A 23,614-nucleotide genomic window follows, 5' to 3' on the forward strand; every position below is an offset into this window, starting at 1 on the left:
CAACGGCAACGGCCTCACCGGTCGCGAGACCGAACAGTTCGCCTGGTGGCTGCGGGCGGCACATCCCTGCCGCTTCTTTGTGTTAGCCGTTGTTATGGGCCATGCTCCGTGACAACAGGCGCTTCACCTCCACCCCACTGGCCCCCCAATCGGCTTGACACCATCATTGAGACTCACTCCACGAGCGCATGTGGCAGGTCAAGTGCGGCAGGATGGATGACCAACGAGGCCCCCGAGCAACGTGATTGAGACGTCAGACATCTCGATCAACAGCCTGGGGGCCTCGGTCGTTGCGCTTCACGGACCGTCACCCAATCAGTGGCCAGCTCGAAGAGGCTCATTGTTCGCCAATTCGGCCGCCGCCTCCGATGCCGCTCCAGGAATCCACACCGGATCACGCAGGGCACGATCGCCGAACTTGAGGGTCGTCTCAAGAGCCTCCCAGTTCTGAGCGACCGCCAAGTGATGATCCATTTCCCGTATCCGCCTCACCTCGCCAGCCAAGACCTTGCAGTCTGGCAGCACCGGCTTCTCGTCACCGAGGGACTTTCTCGTCCTTCCCGGCTCCCGCTCTCGGCGCGCGCCCAACATCCCCGGGCGCGCTGCTGTTCGCGGCCGTCTGCCGCTGCTGGGCGATGGTGGCTGCGAGGACGGCCAGGTCGAATTACCACCGGGGAGCCGCTGGGGGCAGATCAGCGCAGACACAACAGCCCACCCGACAAGGAAGGGCACCGAACAGCTCGCTGCGCTACTGAAATCTTCAGAGCCACCTGACACGAACCTCAACACCAGACGGACAGCAATCACATTCCGTGAGCGCACTGAAATCATTCGTGCGCTACCGAAATTTCCACTGAAATGAATCTTGCGCTACTGCAATCTTCAGAGCCATCCGACAGCCGCCCTCGTGGCCCGTGTTGAGCGCGGCCAGGAGGTGAACTACTTCAGGGCCTCGCACCTCTCCGACGACGAGCCGGTCCGGCCGCATCCGGAGGGCCTGGCGGACCAGGTCCTGGAGCGTGACGAGGCCAGCGCCCTCCTGGTTGGCGGGTCTGCTCTCCAGCCGTACGACATGCGGATGGTCCGGCTTCAGCTCCGCCGAGTCCTCGGCGAGCACGATCCGCTCGCCCGGCCCGACCAGCCCGAGCAGCGCGCTCAGGAGTGTCGTCTTTCCGCTGCCGGTTCCGCCGCTGATCAGGAAGGAGAGCCGCGCCCCGACGACGGCCCGCAGGATGCGGTCGCCGCCCGGCGGTACCGTGCCCGCCGCGACCAGTTCGCCGAGTGTGAACGCGCGCGGTCGTACGACACGGAGCGAGAGGCAGGTGCAGCCGACGGCGACCGGGGGCAGTACGGCGTGCAGGCGGGTCCCGTCCGGCAGCCGGGCGTCGGCCCAGGGCCGTGCGTCGTCCAGTCGGCGTCCGGCCACGGCGGCCAGGCGCTGCGCGAGGCGTCGTACGGCCGCCGCGTCGGGGAAGGTGACGGCGGTCAGTTCCAGGCCGCCGCCCCGGTCGACCCACACCCGGTCCGGGGCCGACACGAGGACGTCGGTGACCGAGGGGTCGGCGAGCAGGGACTCCAGCGGGCCGCTGCCCACCAGTTCGGACCGCAACCGCTCGGCCGCGCCCAGGACTTCGGCGTCCCCCAGCACCCGCCCCTGCTCCCGAAGCGCCTGTGCCACCCGCGCGGGCGTCGGTTCGCCCCCGCTCTCGGCCAGCCACCGCCGCACACCGTCGAGCATCCCGGCGGGCATACCCGGAGCGGGACCGAAGCCGCTCTCCGGCGGCCCGCTCATACGCCACCCGCCTCGACCAGCGCCCGCTCCCAGAACTCACGGCAGAACCGCGCCAGCGGCCCCCGACCGGCCGCCCCTGGTGGCGCCTTGCCCTCGTGCGGTCGCAGCAGGCCCGATTCGAGCGGTACTTCACCGGCCAGTGGCAGCCCGAGCAGACGGGCCACCTCCCGGTCGTCGAGGCCGGGGGCGTACGGCCCGCGTACGGCCACGCGCAGATCGCGCAGGACCATGCCCACGGCGGACGCGACGCGGCCGGCCGCCGCGACGGCGCGCAGTTCGGCGGGGACCACCAGGAGGCCCAGGTCGAGCTGGGCGAGGGTCTCGGCGACGCCGTCGTCGATGCGGCGGGGCAGGTCGACGACGACCGTGCCGCCGCGCCTGCGGGCCGCGGCGAGCACCGCGCGGACGGCCTGCGGCGGGATGGCGACGCAGTCGCCGCGGTCCCAGCTGAGTACCCGGAGCGAGTGGAGTTCGGGCAGGGACTCCTCCAGGGCGCCGCCGCCGACCCGGCCGCGCGAGGCGGCGAACGCGGGCCAGCGCAGGCCTTCCGCGCTCTCTCCGCCGAGGAGTACGTCGAGTCCGCCGCCGAGCGGGTCCGCGTCCACCAGGAGCGTGCGCAGTCCCTCCCGCGCGGAGGTGACGGCGAGGGCGCAGGCGAGCGTGGACGCTCCGGCGCCGCCGCGGCCCCCGATGACGCCGACGGTGAGGGCGGGGCGGCCGACGCCCTCGGCCACGTCGGCGATGCGGTCGACGAGCCACTGCTCGCCGTCCGGCAGCATCAGGACGTGGTCGGCGCCGATCTCGACGGCCCGCCGCCAGACCCCGGAGTCGTCCTGGTCGCGGCCGACCAGCACCACTCCGTTGCGGCGGGCGGCCCCGCGCACCCGGCGTGCCGCGTCGTCGCCCACCAGGACGAGCGGCGCCGTCTCCCAGCCGCCGCGGCGCTCCGGGACCCCCGGATGGACCTCGGGAGTCGCGCCTGCCGCCGCGCACAGGCGCAGCAGGTCGTCGAGGAGTTCGGCGTCCTCGGTGACGATCAGCGGTCCGCTCTGTCGCCCGCCGGCGGCACCTGGCGGATCGTGTGTGACAGTTCCGGCCATTTTTTCCATCCCCCATCGCTGTGTCTCTCGCGTGACTCCTGCGGTCCCGCGATTCGAAACGTGTGAAGAACCGGCGATCGGCCTCCATATGCACGGCCGACAGAAACCGGCCGAACGCGTCCGACAAACGGAACCGGCCATGAAGTCGCCGCGAGCGAGGACGCGTTGGAATCACGGTGCGGGCATCACGGAAATCGTGTGGATCTTGGTCGAAAACTGTGGACAACGCGGGCCCTGTGAATATCGCCGTCACCCATACCGGTGACCCCTGTACTGGCCCCTGTGCGAGTTCCGCAGCGCAGCACCGCGACTACGCACCGTGACGGGCTCTGGGCATGAAAAAAGGCGGCCTCGGCCGCCTCGGGATGGCCTCACGACCACGCGCGAAAAGGGAAAACGGGTCCGGACATGCGACGACCCCCACCGGGGGGGAGAGTGGGGGTCGTCTTCACGGCCGACTCGGGGGGGGAGGAGCCGGGCCGCGTTAGCACGGTCGCGAACGATCCGTGACTTCCATGGTGTACCCGAGAGCCCTCTCAGGCAAACCCACGCGCCACACCTTACGCCGAATGGGCTGCGCCTATGCTCTGGGTTGTGGAAAACCACTCCTTGCCCCGCACAGCAGCCTTCTTTGACCTGGACAAGACGGTCATTGCGAAGTCGAGCACGCTCACCTTCGGCAAGTCCTTCTACCAAGGCGGACTGATCAACCGCAGGGCCGCGTTGCGGACCGCCTATGCGCAGTTCGTCTTCCTCGCCGGAGGCGCCGACCACGACCAGATGGAGCGGATGCGCAAGTACCTGTCCTCGCTCTGCCGCGGCTGGAACGTCCAGCAGGTCAAGGAGATCGTCGCCGAGACACTGCACGACCTCATCGACCCGATCATCTACGACGAGGCCGCCTCCCTCATCGAGGAGCACCACCGGGCCGGCCGCGATGTGGTGATCGTGTCCACGTCGGGCGCCGAGGTGGTCGAGCCGATCGGTGAACTCCTGGGCGCCGACCGGGTGGTGGCGACCCGCATGGTGGTGGGCGACGACGGCTGCTTCACGGGCGAGGTGGAGTACTACGCGTACGGCCCGACGAAGGCCGAGGCGATCAAGGAGCTGGCCCAGTCCGAGGGGTACGACCTCGACCGCTGCTACGCCTACAGCGACTCGGCGACCGATGTGCCGATGCTCCAGTCCGTGGGCCGCCCCTACGCCGTGAACCCGGACCGCGCGCTGCGCAAGGAAGCCATCGCGCGCGGGTGGCCGATTCTGGACTTCAACCGTCCGGTCCGGCTCAAGCAGCGGCTGCCCACGCTCTCCGTGCCGCCCCGCCCGGCCCTCGTGGTGGCGGCGGCCGTGGGTGCGGCGGCGGCCACGGCGGGGCTCGTCTGGTACGCGAGCCGACGCAAGGCGGCGACCGTTTACACCGGTTAGTGACCCTTTGAACGCAAAAGTAAAGAAGCGCGGTAAGGGGTTCCGCTTCCTCCGGCGCGGGAGTACAAAGGATTCAACGGCCCGCGAGACCAAGGACATCCGAAAGGATCACCTTAATAACGCATTTGGCCCCACGGACCGCGCATGAACACCGAGCACCCACGCGACGTCGACCCGTCGATTACGGGCCAGCCGCACCAGGCGACGGGCAATGTTCCCGACCTGATGGGCAAAACTTCGAGGACGCTTGGTAACCCGGTGGAACATGCCAGCGGCGGTACGAATCCTCGTACCGCCGCAACCCGTAACGGCCCCCTCCGTAGGGGGCCGTTTTCCTGTCTCAGGCGGCTCCGCGCTGGAGTGCCTCGCACACCGCGGTCGACTCGCGCGCGCCCAGTTCGACGGCCCGTCCGCAGTGGGTGATCCACGCGGCCATGCCCTCCGGGGTGCCGGAGACATAGCCGTCCAGGGCCGCCAGATAGGCCGCGCGCCCCAGTTCGGCGTGGCCGACCTCCGCCGGGCACACGGACTTCGGGTCGAGGCCGCTGCCGATGAGGACGATCCGCTCGGCCGTGCGCGCGACGAGTCCGTTGCGCGAGGTGAAGGGGCGCAGCGCGAGCAGTTCGCCGTGCACCACGGCGGCCGTCACCAGGGCCGGCGCCGAACCGCCCGCGATGATCAGCTCCGCGAGTCCCTCCAGGCGCCCGGAGACCTCGGCCGCGCCGGGCAGCGGCAGTTCGACGAGCGGCTCGTCGACCGGCTCCCCATCCTGGCGCGGCCGTCCGACCTCGCCCTCCTGGCTCGCGGCGGCCACCAGGTGCAGCCGGGCGAGCACCCGGAGGGGCGACTGCCGCCAGATGGACAGGAGTTGGCCCGCCTCGGCGGACAGCCGCAGGGCCGCGCCCATGGTGCGGGCCTCCTCGTCACCGCTGAAGTCGGTGCGCCGACGTACCTCTTCGAGTGCCCAGTCGGCCCCGGAGAGCGCGGCGGAGCCACGTGCCCCGCGCAGTGCGGCCTCGGCGGTGATCTCGTTGCTGCGGCGGCGCATGACCCGGTGCCCGTAGACCCGGTCCACGGACTTGCGCATGGACTCGACGGACTCGGCCACTCCGGGCAGCGTGCCCAGGGCCGCGAGCGGATCGGCGTTCGCACCTGTCGTACTCATGAGTACGACAGTAGCCATCCCGGCGGGGCGCCCCACGATGGAGTGGTCTTCTTCACGCACACCTGCCACATACAGCTACGAGCCGACTACGCTTCGTGAACATGAAAATTGCTTTCGTCGGGAAGGGCGGCAGCGGAAAGACCACCCTGTCCTCCCTGTTCGTCCGCCACCTCGTGGCCACCGCCCAACCCGTCGTCGCCGTCGACGCCGACATCAACCAGCACCTCGGCCCCGCGCTCGGCCTGGACGAGGCGGAGGCCGCCGCGCTGCCCGCACTGGGCGAGCACCTCCCCCTCATCAAGGACTACCTGCGCGGCAGCAACCCGCGCATCGCCTCCGCCGACACGATGATCAAGACCACCCCGCCCGGCGCGGGCTCCCGGCTGCTGCGGGTGCGCGAGAACAATCCGGTCTACGACATCTGCGCGCGCCCGGTGGAACTCGACGGCGGCGCCGCCCGTTTGATGGTCACGGGGCCTTTCACGGACGCCGACCTGGGAGTCTCCTGCTACCACTCCAAGACGGGAGCGGTGGAGCTGTGCCTGAACCACCTGGTGGACGGGCGCGACGAGTTCGTCGTGGTGGACATGACGGCGGGCTCGGACTCCTTCGCCTCCGGCATGTTCACCCGCTTCGACATCACGTTCCTGGTGGCCGAGCCGACCCGGAAGGGGGTCTCCGTCTATCGCCAGTACAAGGAGTACGCCCGCGACTTCGGCGTCGTCCTGAAGGTCGTCGGCAACAAGGTGCAAGGGCAGGACGACCTCGACTTCCTCCGCGCCGAAGTCGGGGACGACCTGCTGGTGACGGTGGGGCACTCGGACTGGGTGCGTGCCATGGAGAAGGGCCGCCCGCCCCGGTTCGAGCTCCTGGAGGACGTCAACCGCCGCGCCCTGCGCATGCTGGAGATCGCCGCCGACGCGACGTACGAGCTGCGTGACTGGGAGCGCTACACACAGCAGATGGTGCACTTCCACCTGAAGAACGCCCGGAGTTGGGGCAACGAGCGCACCGGGGCCGACCTGGCGGCGCAGGTCGACCCCGGATTCGTGCTCGACGAGAGCGTCACCGCACCGGTGTGAGGCACGCTCCCCGCCGACCCGCTACTGCTTGGCCGCCGGCGCCCCGGGCACACCCTTCGGGGCCGGGGCGGGGCGGCCGGTCAGGAAGGACGCCCAGCCCTGCTTCGGTGCCTCGCCGACGTTCAGGGTGCGCAGCTTGGCCAGCGTCTGCGGGTCCTGGGCGTCCAGCCAGTCGGCCAGCTGCCGGAAGGAGACACAGCGCGTCTCGGGCTTGTTGCAGACCTTCTCGATGACCTCGTCGAGGGCACGCATGTAGGTGCCGCCGTTCCAGGACTCGAAGTGGTTGCCGATGACCAGGGGCGCGCGGTTGCCGTCGTAGGCCCGGTCGAAGCCCTTGAGCAGGCCGTCACGCATCTCGTCGCCCCACTGGCCGAACTTGTCGGGGTCGCCCTGGGTCTGTGTGCCGGACTGGTTGACCATGAAGTTGTAGTCCATGGTCAGCTGCTCGTAGGAGTGGCCGGGGAAGGGGACCAGCTGCATGGACAGGTCCCACAGCCCCTCCTTCTTCTTGGGCCAGATCTGGTCGTTGACCCCGCTGGTGTCGTAGCGGAAGCCCAACTGGCTCGCCGCCTTCATGAAGTTGGCCTGGCCCTCCAGGCAGGGGGTGCGGGCGCCGACGAGTTCCTTGTCGTAGTCGAAGGGCAGTGCGGACGCCTTCTTCATCCCGGAGTTGGTCTTCCAGGTCTTCACGAACTGCTTCGCCTGGGCGATCTCGCTCTTCCACTCGGCGACCGACCACTCGCCGACGCCGCCGTTCTTGCCGCAGAAGTGGCCGTTGAAGTGGGTGCCGATCTCGTTGCCCTCCAGCCACGCCAGGCGCAGCTGCTTCACGGTGTCGGCGATGCCCTGCTCGTCGTTGAAGCCGATGTCCGAGCTGCCCGGCGAGTGCTCCGGGGGCTTGTAGAGGTCGCGCTTGTCCTCCGGCAGCATGTACACGCCGCTGAGGAAGTACGTCATGTTCGCGTGGTTGGCCTTGGAGACCTTGCGGAAGTGCGAGAACAGCTTCTGGCTGTCCTCGCCGGCGCCGTCGAAGGAGAAGACGACGAACTGCGGGGGCTTCTGACCGGGCTTGAGCCGCTCGGGTCTGGGCAGATGCGGCTGCGCCCCGGTGTACGAAGTGGAGCCGTCCCCGATCAGGCGGACTCCGCTCTTGGGTGCCGGGGCGGGCGCCGCCTTGTGCGGACCGTTCGCTCCGTGCGGGGAACCGTTGTCACCGATCGCGCAACCGGCGAGCGACGCGGCACAGGCCGCGGCGATCACGGCGCCCGCGGTGATCCTCTGGGTGGCGGCCATGTCCGCCCACCTTCTTCCTTCGTTCGGACCGACGCCGATCAGGGCGTTTTCTGGCGATGTGCCGGGATTCCCGGCAGCGCCGCCAAGGTCGCACGGGGCCGAAGGTGGGATTAGTACGACAAGCCGATGAAATTTTCACTTCATCCTGCAAGGTGACTTATTAACCCATTCGCCAGAAAAGTCTATGCTTGACCTTTACTCTGCATTACGATTCGTTTACCGAGCGTTGAGATATCCCGCCGCTGCACGCCGTGACCCACGGCCGCGACCGACCCCCGCCATCGACGGGGACCACCAGTTCCGCGACCGCGCTGCCCCGGAGGAGACGGGAAGACATGTCAGCCTGCGTACCCACCCGCGCCACCGACTCGACCACCCGTCGGACGAAGCGCGCCGCCCATCCCCACAGCCCACCGCCTCCGCACCGCCGCTTCCGCATCGCGGGCGCCGATGTGTCGGCCTCCATCGCGGTCTTCCTGATCGCCCTGCCCCTGTCCCTCGGCATCGCGCTGGCGACCGGCGCGCCCCTCCAGGCCGGCCTGGTCGCCGCCGCCGCGGGCGGTCTGGTCGCCGGACTGCTCGGCGGCTGCCCGCTCCAGGTCAGCGGCCCGGCCGCCGGACTCACCGTGGTCACCGCCGACCTGATCCACCGGTACGGCTGGCGGACGACCTGCGCGATCACCGTCCTCGCGGGCCTGGCCCAACTCGCCCTGGGCTGCGTGCGCGTGGCCCGCACCGCGCTCGCCGTCAGCCCCGCGATCGTGCACGGCATGCTCGCCGGCATCGGTGTAACCATCGCCGTCGCCCAGCTGCACATCGTGCTCGGCGGCACCCCGCAGAGCTCGGTCCTCGCCAACCTCCGCGCACTGCCCGCCCAGTTGGCGGACCTGCACCCCGCCGACGTGGCGATGAGCGCGCTGACGCTGGCCCTTCTGCTGCTGTGGCCGCGCGTCCCCGGCCGGCTCGGGCACCTGATGCGGAAGATCCCGGCCGCGCTCGTCGCCGTCGCCGGCGCCACGCTCACCGCCTCCCTCGCGGGGCTGACGCTGGCCAAGGTCGACCTGCCGTCCTGGAGCAGCCACGCGCTGGCCGGACTGCCCGAGGGCCCGGTGCTCGGCCTCGTCGCCGCCGTGCTGACCACCACGCTGGTGTGCAGCGTGCAGTCGCTGCTCGGCGCGGTCGCCGTGGACAAGCTGGTCGCCGGGCGGCCCGGGCTCTCCGCCCGCGTCGGCCGCTCCGACCTCAACCGCGAACTACTGGGCCAGGGCGCCGCCAACATCGTCTCCGGCGCGCTCGGCGGGCTGCCGGTCGCGGGCGTGGCCGTGAGAAGTTCGGCGAATGTGCAAGCGGGGGCCGTGAGCCGGAACTCCACGATGCTGCACGGCGTTCTCGTAGTGATCGCCGCGCTGCTGATGGTCCCCGTGCTGGAGCTGATCCCCCTCGCCTCGCTCGCCGCACTCGTGATGGCCGTCGGTATCCAGATGGTGTCCCTGCACCACATCCGCACGGTGACCCGCCACCGGGAAGTACTGGTCTACGCCGTCACCACCCTCGGCGTGGTCCTCCTCGGTGTCCTGGAGGGCGTGCTGCTCGGAGTCGCCGTGGCCGTCGCCGTCGCCCTCAGCCGCCTCGCCCACACCCGCATCACGCACGACGAGAAGGAAGGAGTCCACCACGTACACGTCCGGGGACAGCTGACGTTCCTCGCGGTGCCGCGGCTCAGCCGCACCCTGCATCTCGTACCCCAAGGGGCCCACGCCGTCGTGGAGTTGGACGGTTCGTTCATGGACCACGCGGCGTACGAGTCACTACAGGACTGGCAGAACGCGCACACCGCGCGCGGAGGCTCCGCCGAACTGACGGGCCGCCGTACGGGAGTCGGGGCCGGCGCGACCGGTTCGGAGGCCTGTCGCTGTCACCCCTGGACACCGTGGCGCGAGCACCGGTGCGAGCGCCCGGGGTCGGCACCGCGCGGCGGCGGGTCCGCCTCCGGCCATCGACTCGCGCGTGGCATCAGCGCGTTCCAGCGCAACACCGCGCCCCTCGTGCGGGATGAGTTGGCGCGGCTGGCCGAGGAGGGGCAGCAGCCCTCGCAGCTCTTCCTGACCTGCGCCGACTCGCGGCTGGTCACATCGATGATCACCTCCAGTGGTCCGGGCGACCTGTTCGTGGTGCGGAACGTGGGCAACCTCGTGCCGCCGCCCGGCGAGGAGAGCGGCGACGACTCGGTGGCAGCGGCGATCGAGTACGCGGTGGACGTGCTGCGCGTGAGATCGATCACCGTGTGCGGGCACTCCGGGTGCGGGGCCATGCAGGCGCTGCTCAACTCCCGGCCAGGAGAGGGCGGTTCGCCGCTCAAGCGGTGGCTGCGGCACGGGCGGCCGAGCCTGGAGCGGATGTCCGACGACGACCGGCCCTGGGCGCGGCTGGCGACCAGGGCGCCCGCCGACGCCGTGGAACAGCTGTGCCTGACCAATGTGGTGCAGCAGTTGGAGCATCTGCGGCGGCACGAGTCGGTGGCGCGGGCCCTGAGGGAGGGGGAGTTGGAGCTGCACGGGATGTACTTCCACGTGGGTGAGGCGCAGGCGTATCTGCTGACGGAGGAGGAGTTGTTCGACCGGGTGGGGGTGGTGGACGCGTCCGCCTGAACCACGCTCGCCCGGCGTCCGTGGGTACGGAAGACCCGCGCCACGCGGATCCGCCCGCAGGTCCGATGACAGGTCTAAACCAATATTTCGACGACCCTTGTCATCGGACCCCCGGGTCTGATGAGCTGGCCCGGGACACAACGGACACCCTGGGAAAGGCAGATGCCGTGAGCAACGAAAGCCTGGCCAACCTGCTCAAAGAAGAGCGCAGGTTCGCACCCCCCGCGGACCTGGCGGCGCACGCCAATGTCACGGCGGAGGCGTATGAGCAGGCCAAGGCTGACCGGCTCGGCTTCTGGGCCGCGCAGGCCCGTCGCCTGAGCTGGGCGAAGGAGCCGAGCGAGACGCTGGACTGGTCGAACCCGCCGTTCGCCAAGTGGTTCAAGGACGGCTCGCTCAACGTCGCGTACAACTGCGTGGACCGGCATGTCGAGGCGGGCAACGGCGACCGGGTCGCCATCCACTTCGAGGGCGAGCCCGGCGACAGCCGCGCGATCACCTACGCCGAGCTGAAGGACGAGGTCTCCAGGGCCGCGAACGCCCTGCTGGAGCTGGGAGTCCGGAAGGGCGACCGGGTCGCCGTCTACATGCCGATGATCCCGGAGACGGCGGTCGCGATGCTGGCCTGCGCGCGCATCGGCGCCGCGCACTCGGTGGTGTTCGGCGGCTTCTCGGCGGACGCGCTCGCGACCCGCATCCAGGACGCGGACGCCAAGGTCGTCATCACCTCGGACGGCGGCTGGCGGCGCGGCAAACCGTCCGCCCTCAAGCCGGCCGTGGACGAGGCCCTCACCAAGGTGGACAACGTCGAGCACGTGCTCGTCGTACGGCGTACCGGGCAGGAGGTCGCCTGGGACGACAGCCACGACGTGTGGTGGCACGAGATCGTGGACCGGCAGCCGACGGAGCACGTGCCGGAGGCGTTCGAGGCCGAGCAGCCGCTGTTCATCCTCTACACGTCCGGTACGACGGGTAAGCCCAAGGGCATCCTGCACACCTCCGGCGGCTATCTCACCCAGGCCGCGTACACCCACCACGCCGTCTTCGACCTCAAGCCGGAGACCGACGTCTACTGGTGCACGGCCGACGTCGGCTGGGTCACCGGCCACTCGTACATCGTCTACGGCCCGCTGGCCAACGGCGCGACGCAGGTCATGTACGAGGGCACCCCGGACACCCCGCACCAGGGCCGCTTCTGGGAGATCGTGCAGAAGTACGGGGTGACGATCCTGTACACGGCGCCGACGGCGATCCGCACGTTCATGAAGTGGGGCGACGACATCCCCGCGAAGTTCGACCTGAGCAGCCTGCGGGTGCTGGGTTCGGTGGGCGAGCCGATCAACCCCGAGGCCTGGATCTGGTACCGCAAGCACATCGGCGCCGACCGGACGCCGATCGTGGACACCTGGTGGCAGACCGAGACCGGCGCGATGATGATCTCGCCGCTGCCGGGTGTCACCGAGACCAAGCCCGGTTCCGCGCAGACACCGCTGCCCGGCATCTCGGCGACGGTCGTCGACGACGAGGCGCACGAGGTGGCGAACGGCGGTGGCGGCTACCTGGTGCTGACCGAGCCGTGGCCGTCGATGCTGCGCACCATCTGGGGCGACGACCAGCGCTTCCTGGACACGTACTGGTCGCGGTTCGAGGGCAAGTACTTCGCCGGTGACGGGGCGAAGAAGGACGACGACGGCGACATCTGGCTGCTGGGCCGGGTGGACGACGTGATGCTCGTGTCCGGGCACAACATCTCCACCACCGAGGTCGAGTCGGCGCTCGTCTCCCACCCGTCCGTGGCCGAGGCGGCCGTGGTCGGCGCGGCCGACGAGACGACCGGTCAGGCGATCGTCGCGTTCGTCATCCTGCGCGGCACGGCGAACGCGGACGACGCGAACCTGGTCGACGACCTGCGCAACCACGTCGGCGCCGTCCTCGGCCCGATCGCCAAGCCCAAGCGGGTCCTCCCGGTGGCCGAGCTGCCGAAGACCCGCTCCGGCAAGATCATGCGGCGGCTGCTGCGCGACGTCGCGGAGAACCGCCAGCTCGGCGATGTCACGACCCTGACGGACTCCACCGTCATGGACCTCATCCAGGCGAAGCTCCCCGCGGCGCCCAGCGAGGACTGAGCAGGTAGGTCACGCGGACGTACGTCCGTGAGGGGTGTCCGGCGCGGCGCGCGCCGGACACCCCTCTTAGGTAATCTAAGTAATCCAAGCAAAAAGTGACCCTCACGGTGTGCCGGGAAGTCTGGTCGGCGAGTAGTTCCGTCCTGCCCACCGACCGGAGGTCCCCCCGATGGCCGCGCCCCGCCCCTCCACCCCCCGCAGCGCGCTCGGACGGCTGTCCCTGCCCGAGCGGAACTTCGTCGCGGAGGCGCTGCGCACCGAGACCGTCGGCGGTGTCCTCCTCCTGATCGCCGCGGTCGCCGCCCTGATCTGGGCGAACGTCCCCGCCCTGCACGACAGCTACGAGAGCGTCAGCCACTTCCACCTGGGCCCCGCGGCCCTCGGCCTGCACCTCTCGGTCGCCCACTGGGCCGCCGACGGCCTCCTCGCCGTCTTCTTCTTCGTCGCCGGCATCGAACTCAAGCGCGAATTCGTCGCCGGCGACCTGCGCGACCCCAAGGCCGCCGCCCTGCCCGTCGTGGCCGCGCTGTGCGGAATGGCCGTACCGGCCCTCGTGTACACGCTCACGAGCGTGACCGGCGGCGGCTCCCTCCAGGGCTGGGCGGTGCCCACCGCCACCGACATCGCCTTCGCGCTCGCCGTCCTCGCGGTCATCGGCACCGCCCTGCCGAGCGCCCTGCGCGCCTTCCTGCTCACCCTGGCCGTCGTCGACGACCTCTTCGCGATCCTGATCATCGCGATCTTCTTCACCGCCCGGATCGACTACGCGGCGCTCGCCGGAGCGGTCGTCGGCCTGGTCGTCTTCTGGGTGCTGCTGCGCCGGGGCGTGCGCGGGTGGTACGTCTACGTCCCGCTCGCGCTCGTCATCTGGGGGCTGATGTACAACAGCGGCGTGCACGCCACGATCGCGGGCGTGGCGATGGGCCTGATGCTGCGCTGCACCACCCGCGAGGGCGAGACCCAGTCCCCCGGCGAGCACGTCGAACATCTCGTACGGCCGCTGTCGGCGGGACTCGCGGTGCCGCTGTTCGCGCTGTTCAGCGCCGGGGTCGCGATCTCCGGCGGCGCGCTGGGCGACGTGTTCACCCGGCCCGAGACCCTCGGTGTGGTCCTCGGGCTGGTCGTCGGCAAGGCGGCCGGGATCTTCGGCGGGACCTGGCTGACGGCTCGTTTCACCCGGGCCTCGCTCAGCGAGGATCTCGCCTGGCCGGACGTGTTCGCGGTCGCCTCGCTGGCCGGCATCGGCTTCACCGTGTCACTGCTCATCGGGGAACTCGCGTTCGACGGCGACCCGGTGCTCACCGACGAGGTCAAAGCGGCCGTCCTGACCGGCTCGCTCGTCGCGGCCCTGTGCGCGACCGTGTTGCTCAAGCTGCGCAACGCCCGGTACCGCAGGATGTACGAGGACGAGGAGCGCGACGAGGATCTCGACGGCATCCCCGACATCTACGAGCAGGACGACCCGGCGTACCACCTGCGCATGGCCGAACTCCACGACCGCAAGGCCGCCGAGCACCGCGCGATCGCCGCGGCGCAGGCCGCCGAACAGGGGCGCGGGCGGGCGGAAGTGGCGGGCGGGGCGGGCGAGGACCACGACGGTCCGGCATGATCTGACCAGACGGTACGAACACATGGGGAAGAGGGAGTACGCGATGAGCGCACCCGACGGCAGCCCGGTCGGCGCCGAACGCAGCATCGGCCAGCTGTTCGCCTCGGCGACGACCGAGATGTCCGCGCTGGTGCACGACGAGATCGCACTGGCCAAGGCGCAGCTCAAGCAGGACGTCAAGCGCGGGGTGGCGGGCGGCGGCGCGTTCACGGTCGCCGCGGTGGTGCTGCTGTTCTCCCTGCCGATGCTCAACTTCGCGCTGGCGTACGGCATCCGCACCTGGAGCGGCTGGAACATGGCGCTCTGCTTCCTGCTCTCCTTCGCCGCGAACGTGCTCGTCGCGCTCGTCCTCGGCCTGATCGGCGTGCTCTTCTTCAAGAAGGCCGCCAAGAGCAAGGGCCCGCAGAAGGTGGCCGCCTCGGTCAAGGAGACCGCGGGCGTCCTCGGCAACGCCAAGCCGCATCCGCGCGCGGCGATCGAGGACCGTGTCCCCGAAGCCATCGAGGCTGTGGCACGCTCGTCCTCATGACGGACCCCGCCTATCCCTGGGCACAACCTGCTTCGGTCGTACGGCTCGGCGTTCCCGACGGGCGCGAGGTGACCCACCGGGATGTCGCGGCCAACGGCGCCCGCTTCCACATCGCCGAGGTGGGCGACGGGCCGCTGGTGCTGCTGCTGCACGGCTTCCCGCAGTTCTGGTGGACCTGGCGGCACCAGCTCGGCGCGCTGGCCGACGCCGGGTTCCGGGCCGTCGCCATGGACCTGCGGGGCGTCGGCGGCAGCGACCGCACCCCGCGCGGCTACGACCCCGCCAACCTCGCCCTCGACATCACCGGCGTGATCCGCTCCCTCGGCGAGCCCGACGCCGCGCTGGTCGGCCACGACCTCGGCGGCTATCTCGCGTGGACGGCCGCCGCGATGCGCCCCAAGCTGGTGCGCCGGCTCGCGGTCTCCTCGATGCCGCACCCGAGGCGCTGGCGCAACGCCATGCTGTCCGACGTCCGGCAGTCCGCGGCGAGTTCCTACATCTGGGGCTTCCAGCGCCCCTGGCTCCCCGAGCGGCAACTCCTCGCCGAGGACGCCGAGTTGGTGGGCAAGCTGATCCGGGACTGGTCCGGCCCGCGGCTGCCGGACGACGACGCGGTCGAGGCGTACCGGCGGGCGATGCTGATCCCGTCGACCGCGCACTGCTCGATCGAGCCGTACCGCTGGATGGTGCGGTCGATGGCGCGCCCGGACGGCATCCAGTTCAACCGGCGCATGAAGCGGCCGGTGCGGGTGCCGACGCTGCATCTGCACGGCTCGCTGGACCCGGTGCTGCGCACCCGCAGCGCGGCGGGATCCGGCGAGTACGTCGAAGCGCCGTACCGCTGGCGGCTGTTCGACGGTCTGGGGCACTTCCCGCACGAGGAGGACCCGGCGGTCTTCTCGGCCGAACTGGTCAACTGGCTCAAGGATCCCGAACCCGATCGGTGACGGAGCCGTCGCGCCCGGTATCCGGATCTGAACATCTGTACTACGAACGTCCACTTGCCCGGCGCATACGCCAATTGGGCCCCCAAGGGGTGGTTATCGACCTTGGGGCAGGGGCAGACGTCGGGGTATGGGCTGGACGCACGACTACAGTGACGCAGCACGCAACCGCCGCTCGGACCACGGTCCGGGCTCCCACCAACGGGGTGCCCCGCAACTCCCGGGCACCGACCTCAGGGTGGGGATCCCGCGCATTCTGCGCCGCCGGGCCCGCTGGGTCTCGGTACGGCTGCGCCATCCACGCGGCTAGCCGCTCCACACCCCGTCATAGCGCGCAACTGTCGCTGCCCACCTGCTCGTTGGCACTGCGGCCCTTGACGATGTCCGGCTGGATCTCGTCGGCGGTGAGCGCGTACCCGGTGTCGGGGTCGTCGAGGGACTTCGCGAAGACCACGCCGTACACCTTGCCCTCGGGCGTGAGGAGCGGGCCGCCGGAGTTGCCCTGGCGGACGGTCGCGTAGAGCGAGTACACATCGCGGCGGACCGTGCCGCGGTGGTAGATGTCGGGGCCGCTGGCCGTGATGCGGCCACGCACGCGCGCGGCCCGGACGTCGTACGACCCGTTCTCCGGGAAGCCGGCCACGATCGCGCTGTTGCCGCTGTCCGCGTCCTTGGTGGCGAACTCCAGGGAGCGCGCCCGCAGGTCCGGGACGTCGAGTACGGCGATGTCGCGATGCCAGTCGTAGAGGACGACCTTGGCGTCGTACTTGCGGCCCACGCCGCCTATCTGGACGGTGGGTTCGTCGACGCCGCCGACCACGTGCGCGTTGGTCATGACCCTGCGGTCGCCGAAGACGAAGCCGGAGCCCTCCAGGACCTTGCCGCAGCTCTGGGCGGTGCCCATGACCTTGACGATGGACTGCTGGGCGCGGGTGGCGACGGCGCTGGAGGCGAGGGCCGGGTCGGGCGGCTGGACGTCGTTGATCGGCTCGTTCGCGAACGGGCTGAAGACCTGTGGGAAGCCGTTCTGCGCGAGGACCGAGGAGAAGTCGGCGAACCAGGTGTCGGCCTGCGCGGGCAGCGCCCGGGACACCCCCAGCAGGACTTTGGAGCTGCGGACCTCCTTGCCGAGCGTCGGCAGGGTGGTGCCGGCCAGCGCGGAACCGATCAGCCAGGCCACCAGGAGCATCGCGAGGACGTTGACGAGGGCCCCGCCGGTCGCGTCCAGGGCGCGGGCCGGGGACCAGGTGATGTACCGGCGCAGCTTGTTGCCGAGGTGGGTGGTCAGGGCCTGGCCGACGGAGGCGCAGACGATGACCACGACGACCGCGACGACGGCCGCGGTGGTGGACACCTCCGCGTTGTCGGTCAGTGCGTCCCAGACGACGGGCAGCGTGTAGACGGCGACGAGACCGCCGCCCAGGAAGCCGATCACCGACAGGATGCCGACGACGAACCCCTGGCGATAGCCCACGATCGCGAACCACACGGCGGCGACCAGCAGCAGGATGTCCAGCACATTCACGAGCGACACCTTGTCACGACCGCCAGTCGAGGGGGACCTGCTTCTCGCGGTCCCAGGGGCGCTCCCAGCCGGAGTAGTGCAGCAGACGGTCGATGACTCCGGCCGTGAACCCCCACACGAGGGCCGATTCGACCAGAAATGCCGGACCCAGGAAGCCGCTGGGGTGGGACACCGTGACCCGGTTCGCCGGATCCGTGAGATCCGCCACGGGGACCGTGAACACCCGGGCCGTCTCGTTCGGATCGACCACGCCGACCGGCGTCGGCTCCCGCCACCAGCCCAGCACCGGGGTCACCACGAAGCCGCTCACCGGGATGTACAGCTTGGGCAGCACCCCGAAGAGCTGCACTCCGGCGGGGTCGAGCCCGGTCTCCTCCTCGGCCTCCCGCAGCGCGGCCCGCAGCGGGCCGTCGCCCTTCGGGTCGCCGTCCTCGGGGTCGAGGGCACCACCGGGGAAGGACGGCTGCCCCGCGTGGGAGCGCAGCGAACTCGACCGCTCCATGAGCAGCAGCTCGGGCCCCTGATCGCCCTCCCCGAACAGGATCAGCACCGCGGACTGCCGGCCCGCCCCGTCCTCCGGCGGCAGGAAGCGGCTCAGCTGGAGCGGCTCCACCGTCTCCACCGCGTGCACCACCGGGTCCAGCCAGCCCGGCAGGCCCTCCTTGTCGAGCCCCACGTCCTGGGCATTGCTCGCGCGCGTCATCCCCCACCCCCGTTCACACCGATCAACGCCCGGTACCTCCGAGATCGTTCCGTCATCCGGTCCCCGATGCCCTCGCCGTGCCGATCCCCGTCGTCATGCCGATCCCAGCGGCGGGGCCGGTTTTCCGCCCGCGTCCAGATAGGCCTGCGGAGGGTTCAGACGCTGGCCCGGATAGCCGCCCTTCTCGTACTTGAGCAGCTTCTTCGCCTTCTCCGGGTCGGTCTCGCCCTCGCCGTACGCCGGGCAGAGCGGGGCGATGGGGCAGGCGCCGCAGGCGGGCTTGCGGGCGTGGCAGATGCGGCGGCCGTGGAAGATCACATGGTGGGAGAGCATCGTCCAGTCGCTCTTCGGGAAGAGCGCTCCCACGGCGGCCTCGATCTTGTCGGGCTCGGTCGCCTCGGTCCACTTCCAGCGCCGTACGAGCCGCTGGAAGTGGGTGTCCACGGTGATGCCGGGGCGCCCGAAGGCATTGCCCAGCACCACGAAGGCGGTCTTGCGGCCGACACCGGGCAGCTTGACGAGGTCTTCGAGCCGTCCCGGAACCTCGCCGCCGAAGTCGTCGACGAGCGCCTTGGAGAGCCCTATCACCGACTTCGTCTTGGCCCGGAAGAACCCGGTCGGCCGGAGGATCTCCTCGACCTGCTCCGGGTCGGCGGCGGCCAGGTCCTCGGGGGTCGGGTACTTGGCGAACAGGGCCGGTGTCGTCTGGTTGACCCTCAGGTCGGTGGTCTGGGCGGACAGGACCGTGGCGACGACGAGCTGGAAGGGGTTCTCGAAGTCGAGCTCCGGGTGGGCGTACGGATAGATCTCGGCCAGCTCGCGGTTGATCCGGCGGGCACGGCGGACCAGAGCGGTGTGCGACTCGCTCTTGCCGCGCTTCCCGCCCGTCCCGCTCTTGTCACCCTGTCCACCCTTCTCACCCTGCACAGCAGCCACCCGCTTTACCCCCTTTGCCGCTTTCCTGCCGCCGTCAGGGCTCTGTTCGCCCACGGCGGAATCACGAGGTACAGCCATCCGCCCAGCCCCCTTGGCCTGTGCTCTCACCGGCGATTTGGACACCCGGCCAGCCTAGAGCCCGCCACTGACATCCGCCCCGGACCCCGAAGATCAGCCCCCAATTGGACCCCTGCCGCTTACCTCGGGACACCTGTGCGGCATCCTTGTGACAGATCACACTGTTTGGACGGTCCGGCAAAATGGGGAGCACGGTCCCCTGGTACCAAGGGGGAGCACCATCCCCTGAGCAGGTCGACAAGGAGAGAACTCGTGGACGACGTTCTGCGGCGCGCCCCGCTCTTCGCGGCGCTCGATGACGACCAGGCCGCCGAGCTGCGCGCCTCCATGAGTGAGGTGACCCTCGCGCGCGGGGACTCGCTCTTTCACGAGGGCGACCCGGGCGACCGGCTCTACGTGGTCACCGAGGGCAAGGTGAAGCTCCACCGCACCTCCCCGGACGGCCGCGAGAACATGCTGGCCGTCCTCGGCCCCGGCGAGCTGATCGGCGAGCTGTCGCTGTTCGACCCGGGCCCGCGCACCGCCACCGCCAGCGCGCTGACCGAGGTCAAGCTGCTCGGCCTGGGCCACGGCGACCTCCAGCCCTGGCTGAGCGCCCGCCCCGAGGTGGCCTCCGCGCTGCTGCGCGCGGTCGCCCGCCGACTGCGCAAGACCAACGACGCGATGTCCGACCTGGTCTTCTCGGACGTCCCCGGCCGCGTGGCCCGCGCGCTGCTGGACCTCTCCCGCCGCTTCGGCGTGCAGTCCGAGGAAGGCATCCACGTGGTGCACGACCTCACCCAGGAGGAGCTGGCCCAGCTGGTCGGCGCCTCCCGCGAGACGGTCAACAAGGCACTCGCCGACTTCGCGGGCCGCGGCTGGCTGCGACTGGAGGCCCGCGCGGTGATCCTGCTGGACGTCGAGCGACTGGCGAAGCGCTCGCGCTGAACCGCATGTCTTCTTGCTGAACCGCACGTCTTCTTACTGAAGGGCCCTGCTGCGGCGGGGCCCTTCAGTGTGTGCCGGGTCTTCTTGCGGCGGGTCTTCTTGTGGTGGGCCCTTCACGTAGCACGCCGGTGGGGAACCCAAGGTGCTGCCGTCGCCTCCTGGAAGGGCGTCGGGCCGAGCTGACGCCGCACGCCCTCGACCCGCGTACTGGACGCGATGACCCCACTTGGCCGCAGGCGAAAACGCTCCCCCTGGAGCCGTCTCCCGGCACAGTGATCCCATGGCCGCAATCGTTGACCGCAGAGGGCTCGACGCCCAGGGATACATCGAGCGCGAGGGGTCCCTGGCGCGCGTCCCGCGCGTCTTCCGCCCGGTCGTCGCCGCCGCGCGGGACCGGCTGCTCGACGTCTACGGGGGACGCCTCGACAGCGCGTACCTCTACGGGTCGATCCCGCGCGGCACCGCGCGCGTGGGGCGCAGCGACCTGGACCTGCTCGTGGCGACCCGGCAGGAGCCGACCGAGGCGGACCGGGACGCGGCACGGAGCCTGGGCGAGGCGCTCGACAAGGAGTTCCCCGAGATCGACGGGACCGGCATCCTCCTGTACGGCCGCGCACGGCTGCTGAGCGAGCCGGAGACGTACGACATGGGGTGGTTCCTCGCGTGCCTGTGCACACCGTTGCTCGGGGAGGACCTCGCCGAGTACCTGCCCCGCTACCGCCCGGACTCGCTGCTCGCCCGGGAGACCAACGGCGACCTGGCGCTGCTCCTCCCCCGCTGGCGTGAGCGGATCGCCGCCTCCGAGGACACCGAGGAGGCCCGCGGGTGCCTGGTCCGCTTCATGTCCCGGCACCTGGTCCGCACCGGCTTCACCCTGGTCATGCCCCGTTGGAACGGCTGGACCAGCGACCTCGCGGAGATGGCCGGGGCGTTCGGCGCGTACTACCCCGGGCGGGCCGACGACCTGCGCGCGGCGGCCGTCCTCGGACACGAACCGACCGGCGACGCGCGCGTGCTGCGGTCGTACGTCGACGATCTCGGTCCATGGCTGGCCGAGGAGTACGCGCGCGTGCACGGCGTGAAGACACCGCGCCCGGACGGCACCGCCTGAATCAGGCCGCCAGAGCATGCCGTCGGGTCAGACCGTCGGATCAAGCCCTCGGATCAAGCCGTCAGGTCAAGCCGTCAGATCAGGCCGTGTTCCTTCAGGTACTCCAGCTGGGCCCGCACCGACAGTTCCGCCGCCGGCCACAGGGAGCGGTCGACGTCCGCGTACACGTGGGCGACGACCTCGGCCGGGCTGCGGTGGCCATTCTCCACGGCCGTCTCGATCTGGGCGAGCCGGTGGGCGCGGTGGGCGAGATAGAACTCGACCGCGCCCTGGGCGTCCTCCAGGACCGGTCCGTGGCCCGGCAGGACCGTGTGGACGCCGTCGTCGACCGTGAGCGAGCGCAGCCGCCGCAGCGAGTCCAGATAGTCGCCCAGGCGGCCGTCGGGATGGGCCACCACGGTCGTACCGCGCCCCAGGACGGTGTCTCCCGTCAGGACGGCCTGATCGGCCGGGAGATGGAAGCACAGGGAGTCCGCGGTGTGCCCGGGCGTCGACACGACGAGCAGTTCCAGGCCGCCGACCCGGACGGCGTTCCCGGCGGCGAGGCCCTCGTCCCCGAGGCGCAGCGCCGGGTCCAGCGCGCGGACCTTCGTGTCCGTCAGCTCGGCGAAGCGGGCGGCGCCCTCCGCGTGGTCGGGGTGTCCGTGCGTGAGCAGGGTCAGGGCGACGCGCTTGCCCGCCTTCTCGGCGGTGTCGACGACGTTGCGCAGATGCCCCTCGTCCGACGGCCCGGGGTCGATCACCACGGCCAGTTCGGAGTCGGGCTCCGAGACGATCCAGGTGTTCGTGCCGTCCAGGGTCATCGCGGACGCGTTGGGCGCGAGGACGTTCACCGCGCGCGCGGTGGCGGGGCCGGTGAGGACCCCGCCCCTCGGCTGCCCGGGAAGCGCTGCTGCGTCGGTCATGCGGGGGCTCCACCGGTCGAGAGGTCGGGCGACGGGGCGGGCGGGAGACCGGGCGACGGGTCGGTCGGGATGTGCTTGGTGAACTCCTCGTGGCCCGGCCAGGAGAGCACGATCTCGCCCTCCTCCAGGCGGGCCCGCGCCAGGACGGGCGTCAGGTCGCGCTCCGGAGCCGCCGAGAGGGCCTCGGCCGCGCTGCCGTACGGAATCAGGCCGCGCAGGGTCGCGATGGTCGGCGGCATCATCATGAGGTCGCCCTTGTCGTACCCGGCCGCGGCCTCTTGGGGGGCGATCCACACCGTGTGGTCGGCCTCCGTGGAGGCGTTGCGGGTGCGCTGCCCCTCCGGGAGGACGGCCACGAAGAACCAGGTGTCGTAGCGCCGGGTCTCGAACTCCGGGGTGATCCAGCGGGCCCACGCGCCCAGCAGGTCGGAGCGCAGGACCAGGCCCCTGCGGTCGAGGAACTCGGCGAAGGACAGGTCACGGGCGACCAGGGCGGCACGGTCCGCCTCCCAGGCATCGCCCGTGGTGTCACCGACCACGGAGTCGGGGGTGGGCCCGGCGAGCAGGACGCCCGCCTCCTCGTAGGTCTCCCGTACCGCCGCGCAGACGATCGCCTGGGCGACGGTCTCGTCGACGCCCAGCCGGTCGGCCCACCACGCGCGCGGGGGACCCGCCCAGCGGACGTGCAGGTCGTCGTCGCGTGGGTCGACACCGCCGCCCGGGTACGCGTACGCGCCTCCGGCGAAGGCCATGGAGGCGCGTCTGCGCAGCATGTGGACGGCGGGACCGGTGTCCGTGTCCTTCAGGAGGAGCACGGTGGCCGCCCGTCTGGGCACGACCGGAGTGAGCGCGCCCTCGGCGAGCGAGCGGATGCGTTCGGGCCACTCCGCCGGGTACCACTGACCGTTCGCCATGGGCGGAGGCTATCCCGTGGCGCGCGGATGTTCGAGAGGCAACAACACGCATCCCGGGGGCAGCGACAGCACCGGCTCGCGCACCCGGGACGGCGAACACCGCGGTTACGGCTGTGTCAGCTCCACCTGGACCTCGACCTCGACCGGCGAGTCCAGCGGCAGCACGGCCACGCCGACCGCGCTCCGCGCGTGCACGCCCTTGTCGCCGAGGACCTCGCCGAGGAGTTCGCTGGCGCCGTTGACGACACCGGGCTGGCCGGTGAAGTCGGGCGCCGAGGCGACGAACCCGACGACCTTCACCACGCGCGCGACGCGGTCCAGGTCACCGGCCACAGACTTGACGGCGGCGAGGGCGTTCAGCGCGCAGGTGCGGGCCAGTTCCTTGGCCTCCTCCGCGGTGACCTCGGCGCCGACCTTGCCGGTGACGGGCAGCTTGCCGTCCACCATGGGCAACTGCCCGGAGGTGTACACGTAGACACCGCTCTGCACGGCGGGCTGGTACGCGGCGAGCGGCGGGACGACCGCCGGCAGGGTCAGACCGAGTTCGGCCAGCCGGGCCTCGACGGCGCCGCTCATGCCTTCTCCCGCTTGAGGTAGGCCACCAGTTGCTCGGGGTTGGGCCCGGGCACGACCTGGACGAGCTCCCAGCCGTCCTCGCCCCAGGTGTCCAGGATCTGCTTCGTGGCGTGGACGAGCAGCGGCACAGTCGAGTATTCCCACTTGGTCATGCGGCCGACTTTAGCGGCTGCGAACCGGCCGTCCGCGCTCACGTTGTCCACAGCCTCTGGCTTGGTTCCGGCGC

General features: G+C 70.7%; 20 protein-coding genes and 1 pseudogene. 10 read left to right on the forward strand and 11 right to left on the reverse strand.

Annotation, left to right across the window (positions count from 1 at the left end):
- Positions 1 to 895: 895 nt before the first annotated feature.
- Positions 896 to 1,792: pseudogene (locus ACIQPR_RS10080) on the reverse strand (TadA family conjugal transfer-associated ATPase); the annotation flags it as partial.
- Positions 1,789 to 2,892 carry a septum site-determining protein Ssd gene (gene ssd / locus ACIQPR_RS10085; RefSeq protein WP_403644807.1) on the reverse strand — a complete coding sequence of 368 codons (1,104 nt, stop codon included), beginning with the start codon at positions 2,890 to 2,892 and terminating at the stop codon, positions 1,789 to 1,791. The gene ssd and the pseudogene ACIQPR_RS10080, both read right to left, overlap by 4 nt.
- Before the next feature lie 582 nt (positions 2,893 to 3,474).
- Between ssd and ACIQPR_RS10090 the strand changes: the two genes are divergently transcribed.
- Positions 3,475 to 4,317 carry an HAD family hydrolase gene (locus ACIQPR_RS10090; RefSeq protein ID WP_403644810.1) on the forward strand — a complete coding sequence of 281 codons (843 nt, stop codon included), beginning with the start codon at positions 3,475 to 3,477 and terminating at the stop codon, positions 4,315 to 4,317.
- Between the two features lie 340 nt (positions 4,318 to 4,657).
- On the opposite strand, the gene ACIQPR_RS10095 is transcribed toward ACIQPR_RS10090, so the two are convergent.
- Positions 4,658 to 5,482, reverse strand: a complete 825-nt coding sequence (locus ACIQPR_RS10095) for an oxidoreductase (RefSeq protein WP_403644813.1) — start codon at positions 5,480 to 5,482, stop codon at positions 4,658 to 4,660.
- A 101-nt stretch (positions 5,483 to 5,583) separates the two neighbouring features.
- On the opposite strand from ACIQPR_RS10095, the gene ACIQPR_RS10100 reads away from it, so the two are divergent.
- Entirely contained in the window at positions 5,584 to 6,564 is a 981-nt protein-coding gene (locus ACIQPR_RS10100; RefSeq protein ID WP_403644816.1) for an ATP-binding protein, read from the forward strand.
- A 21-nt stretch (positions 6,565 to 6,585) separates the two neighbouring features.
- Here ACIQPR_RS10100 and ACIQPR_RS10105 read toward each other — a convergent pair whose 3' ends face one another.
- Positions 6,586 to 7,857: a hypothetical protein gene (locus tag ACIQPR_RS10105; protein WP_403644817.1), complete on the reverse strand. Its 1,272-nt coding sequence runs from the start codon at positions 7,855 to 7,857 to the stop codon at positions 6,586 to 6,588.
- Between the two features lie 335 nt (positions 7,858 to 8,192).
- Between ACIQPR_RS10105 and ACIQPR_RS10110 the strand changes: the two genes are divergently transcribed.
- The 6 genes from ACIQPR_RS10110 (at position 8,193) to ACIQPR_RS10135 (ending at position 16,023) form a co-directional block, all read left to right on the forward strand.
- Positions 8,193 to 10,505: a SulP family inorganic anion transporter gene (locus ACIQPR_RS10110; RefSeq protein WP_403644819.1), complete on the forward strand. Its 2,313-nt coding sequence runs from the start codon at positions 8,193 to 8,195 to the stop codon at positions 10,503 to 10,505.
- A gap of 167 nt (positions 10,506 to 10,672) precedes the next feature.
- Positions 10,673 to 12,631, forward strand: a complete 1,959-nt coding sequence (gene acs / locus ACIQPR_RS10115; RefSeq protein ID WP_403644822.1) for an acetate--CoA ligase — start codon at positions 10,673 to 10,675, stop codon at positions 12,629 to 12,631.
- 169 nt (positions 12,632 to 12,800) lie between these two features.
- The gene (gene nhaA, locus ACIQPR_RS10120) at positions 12,801 to 14,240 is read left to right on the forward strand and encodes a Na+/H+ antiporter NhaA (protein WP_403644825.1); all 1,440 of its coding nucleotides are present in this window, start codon (positions 12,801 to 12,803) and stop codon (positions 14,238 to 14,240) included.
- A gap of 43 nt (positions 14,241 to 14,283) precedes the next feature.
- A complete protein-coding gene (locus ACIQPR_RS10125) occupies positions 14,284 to 14,769 on the forward strand; it encodes a phage holin family protein (RefSeq protein ID WP_403644828.1) in 486 nt (161 codons plus the stop codon).
- Positions 14,766 to 15,716 (forward strand): alpha/beta fold hydrolase, encoded by a 951-nt coding sequence (locus ACIQPR_RS10130; RefSeq protein WP_403644831.1) that lies wholly within the window; start codon positions 14,766 to 14,768, stop codon positions 15,714 to 15,716. Before ACIQPR_RS10125 ends, ACIQPR_RS10130 begins: the two co-directional genes overlap by 4 nt.
- Positions 15,717 to 15,843: 127 nt before the next feature.
- Positions 15,844 to 16,023 carry a hypothetical protein gene (locus ACIQPR_RS10135; RefSeq protein WP_403644834.1) on the forward strand — a complete coding sequence of 60 codons (180 nt, stop codon included), beginning with the start codon at positions 15,844 to 15,846 and terminating at the stop codon, positions 16,021 to 16,023.
- A gap of 15 nt (positions 16,024 to 16,038) precedes the next feature.
- Here the strand turns inward: ACIQPR_RS10135 and ACIQPR_RS10140 are convergent, their stop codons facing one another.
- The 3 genes from ACIQPR_RS10140 to nth all read right to left on the reverse strand — a co-directional run bounded on the left by ACIQPR_RS10140 (position 16,039) and on the right by nth (position 18,955).
- On the reverse strand, positions 16,039 to 17,238 hold the full coding sequence (locus tag ACIQPR_RS10140; RefSeq protein WP_403644837.1) for a MarP family serine protease: 1,200 nt from the start codon (positions 17,236 to 17,238) through the stop codon (positions 16,039 to 16,041).
- Positions 17,239 to 17,251: 13 nt separating this feature from the next.
- A complete protein-coding gene (locus tag ACIQPR_RS10145) occupies positions 17,252 to 17,941 on the reverse strand; it encodes an NUDIX hydrolase (protein WP_403644841.1) in 690 nt (229 codons plus the stop codon).
- 93 nt (positions 17,942 to 18,034) lie between these two features.
- Positions 18,035 to 18,955 (reverse strand): endonuclease III, encoded by a 921-nt coding sequence (gene nth, locus ACIQPR_RS10150; RefSeq protein ID WP_403644844.1) that lies wholly within the window; start codon positions 18,953 to 18,955, stop codon positions 18,035 to 18,037.
- A 252-nt stretch (positions 18,956 to 19,207) separates the two neighbouring features.
- Between nth and ACIQPR_RS10155 the strand changes: the two genes are divergently transcribed.
- Positions 19,208 to 19,882 (forward strand): Crp/Fnr family transcriptional regulator, encoded by a 675-nt coding sequence (locus ACIQPR_RS10155; protein WP_019063754.1) that lies wholly within the window; start codon positions 19,208 to 19,210, stop codon positions 19,880 to 19,882.
- A 280-nt stretch (positions 19,883 to 20,162) separates the two neighbouring features.
- A complete protein-coding gene (locus ACIQPR_RS10160) occupies positions 20,163 to 20,993 on the forward strand; it encodes a nucleotidyltransferase domain-containing protein (RefSeq protein ID WP_403644847.1) in 831 nt (276 codons plus the stop codon).
- A gap of 74 nt (positions 20,994 to 21,067) precedes the next feature.
- On the opposite strand, the gene ACIQPR_RS10165 is transcribed toward ACIQPR_RS10160, so the two are convergent.
- The 4 genes from ACIQPR_RS10165 to ACIQPR_RS10180 all read right to left on the reverse strand — a co-directional run bounded on the left by ACIQPR_RS10165 (position 21,068) and on the right by ACIQPR_RS10180 (position 23,540).
- Positions 21,068 to 21,898 (reverse strand): MBL fold metallo-hydrolase, encoded by an 831-nt coding sequence (locus tag ACIQPR_RS10165; protein WP_403644850.1) that lies wholly within the window; start codon positions 21,896 to 21,898, stop codon positions 21,068 to 21,070.
- Entirely contained in the window at positions 21,895 to 22,812 is a 918-nt protein-coding gene (locus ACIQPR_RS10170) for an NUDIX hydrolase (RefSeq protein ID WP_403644853.1), read from the reverse strand. Before ACIQPR_RS10170 ends, ACIQPR_RS10165 begins: the two co-directional genes overlap by 4 nt.
- 105 nt (positions 22,813 to 22,917) lie before the next feature.
- Complete coding sequence (locus ACIQPR_RS10175; RefSeq protein WP_403644856.1) at positions 22,918 to 23,388, reverse strand: RidA family protein; 471 nt, start codon at positions 23,386 to 23,388, stop codon at positions 22,918 to 22,920.
- Positions 23,385 to 23,540: a DUF4177 domain-containing protein gene (locus ACIQPR_RS10180; protein WP_345038500.1), complete on the reverse strand. Its 156-nt coding sequence runs from the start codon at positions 23,538 to 23,540 to the stop codon at positions 23,385 to 23,387. Before ACIQPR_RS10180 ends, ACIQPR_RS10175 begins: the two co-directional genes overlap by 4 nt.
- Between the last annotated feature and the right edge of the window lie 74 nt (positions 23,541 to 23,614).

This window comes from Streptomyces sp. NPDC091280 (assembly GCF_044768565.1).
GTDB lineage: Bacteria > Actinomycetota > Actinomycetes > Streptomycetales > Streptomycetaceae > Streptomyces.

What these genes read in the sequence shown, in the direction of transcription:
- ACIQPR_RS10180 (WP_345038500.1), bottom strand. Translation starts at nt 23,540, where the DNA reads ATGACCAAGTGGGAATACTCGACTGTGCCGCTGCTCGTCCACGCCACG.
- ACIQPR_RS10100 (WP_403644816.1), top strand. Translation starts at nt 5,584, where the DNA reads ATGAAAATTGCTTTCGTCGGGAAGGGCGGCAGCGGAAAGACCACCCTG.
- ACIQPR_RS10145 (WP_403644841.1), bottom strand. Translation starts at nt 17,941, where the DNA reads ATGACGCGCGCGAGCAATGCCCAGGACGTGGGGCTCGACAAGGAGGGC.
- ACIQPR_RS10170 (WP_403644853.1), bottom strand. Translation starts at nt 22,812, where the DNA reads ATGGCGAACGGTCAGTGGTACCCGGCGGAGTGGCCCGAACGCATCCGC.
- nhaA (WP_403644825.1), top strand. Translation starts at nt 12,801, where the DNA reads ATGGCCGCGCCCCGCCCCTCCACCCCCCGCAGCGCGCTCGGACGGCTG.
- ACIQPR_RS10130 (WP_403644831.1), top strand. Translation starts at nt 14,766, where the DNA reads ATGACGGACCCCGCCTATCCCTGGGCACAACCTGCTTCGGTCGTACGG.
- ACIQPR_RS10175 (WP_403644856.1), bottom strand. Translation starts at nt 23,388, where the DNA reads ATGAGCGGCGCCGTCGAGGCCCGGCTGGCCGAACTCGGTCTGACCCTG.
- ACIQPR_RS10135 (WP_403644834.1), top strand. Translation starts at nt 15,844, where the DNA reads ATGGGCTGGACGCACGACTACAGTGACGCAGCACGCAACCGCCGCTCG.
- ACIQPR_RS10125 (WP_403644828.1), top strand. Translation starts at nt 14,284, where the DNA reads ATGAGCGCACCCGACGGCAGCCCGGTCGGCGCCGAACGCAGCATCGGC.
- ACIQPR_RS10160 (WP_403644847.1), top strand. Translation starts at nt 20,163, where the DNA reads ATGGCCGCAATCGTTGACCGCAGAGGGCTCGACGCCCAGGGATACATC.
- nth (WP_403644844.1), bottom strand. Translation starts at nt 18,955, where the DNA reads ATGGCTGTACCTCGTGATTCCGCCGTGGGCGAACAGAGCCCTGACGGC.
- ACIQPR_RS10110 (WP_403644819.1), top strand. Translation starts at nt 8,193, where the DNA reads ATGTCAGCCTGCGTACCCACCCGCGCCACCGACTCGACCACCCGTCGG.
- ACIQPR_RS10090 (WP_403644810.1), top strand. Translation starts at nt 3,475, where the DNA reads ATGCTCTGGGTTGTGGAAAACCACTCCTTGCCCCGCACAGCAGCCTTC.
- ACIQPR_RS10105 (WP_403644817.1), bottom strand. Translation starts at nt 7,857, where the DNA reads ATGGCCGCCACCCAGAGGATCACCGCGGGCGCCGTGATCGCCGCGGCC.
- ACIQPR_RS10095 (WP_403644813.1), bottom strand. Translation starts at nt 5,482, where the DNA reads ATGAGTACGACAGGTGCGAACGCCGATCCGCTCGCGGCCCTGGGCACG.
- ACIQPR_RS10165 (WP_403644850.1), bottom strand. Translation starts at nt 21,898, where the DNA reads ATGACCGACGCAGCAGCGCTTCCCGGGCAGCCGAGGGGCGGGGTCCTC.
- ssd (WP_403644807.1), bottom strand. Translation starts at nt 2,892, where the DNA reads ATGGCCGGAACTGTCACACACGATCCGCCAGGTGCCGCCGGCGGGCGA.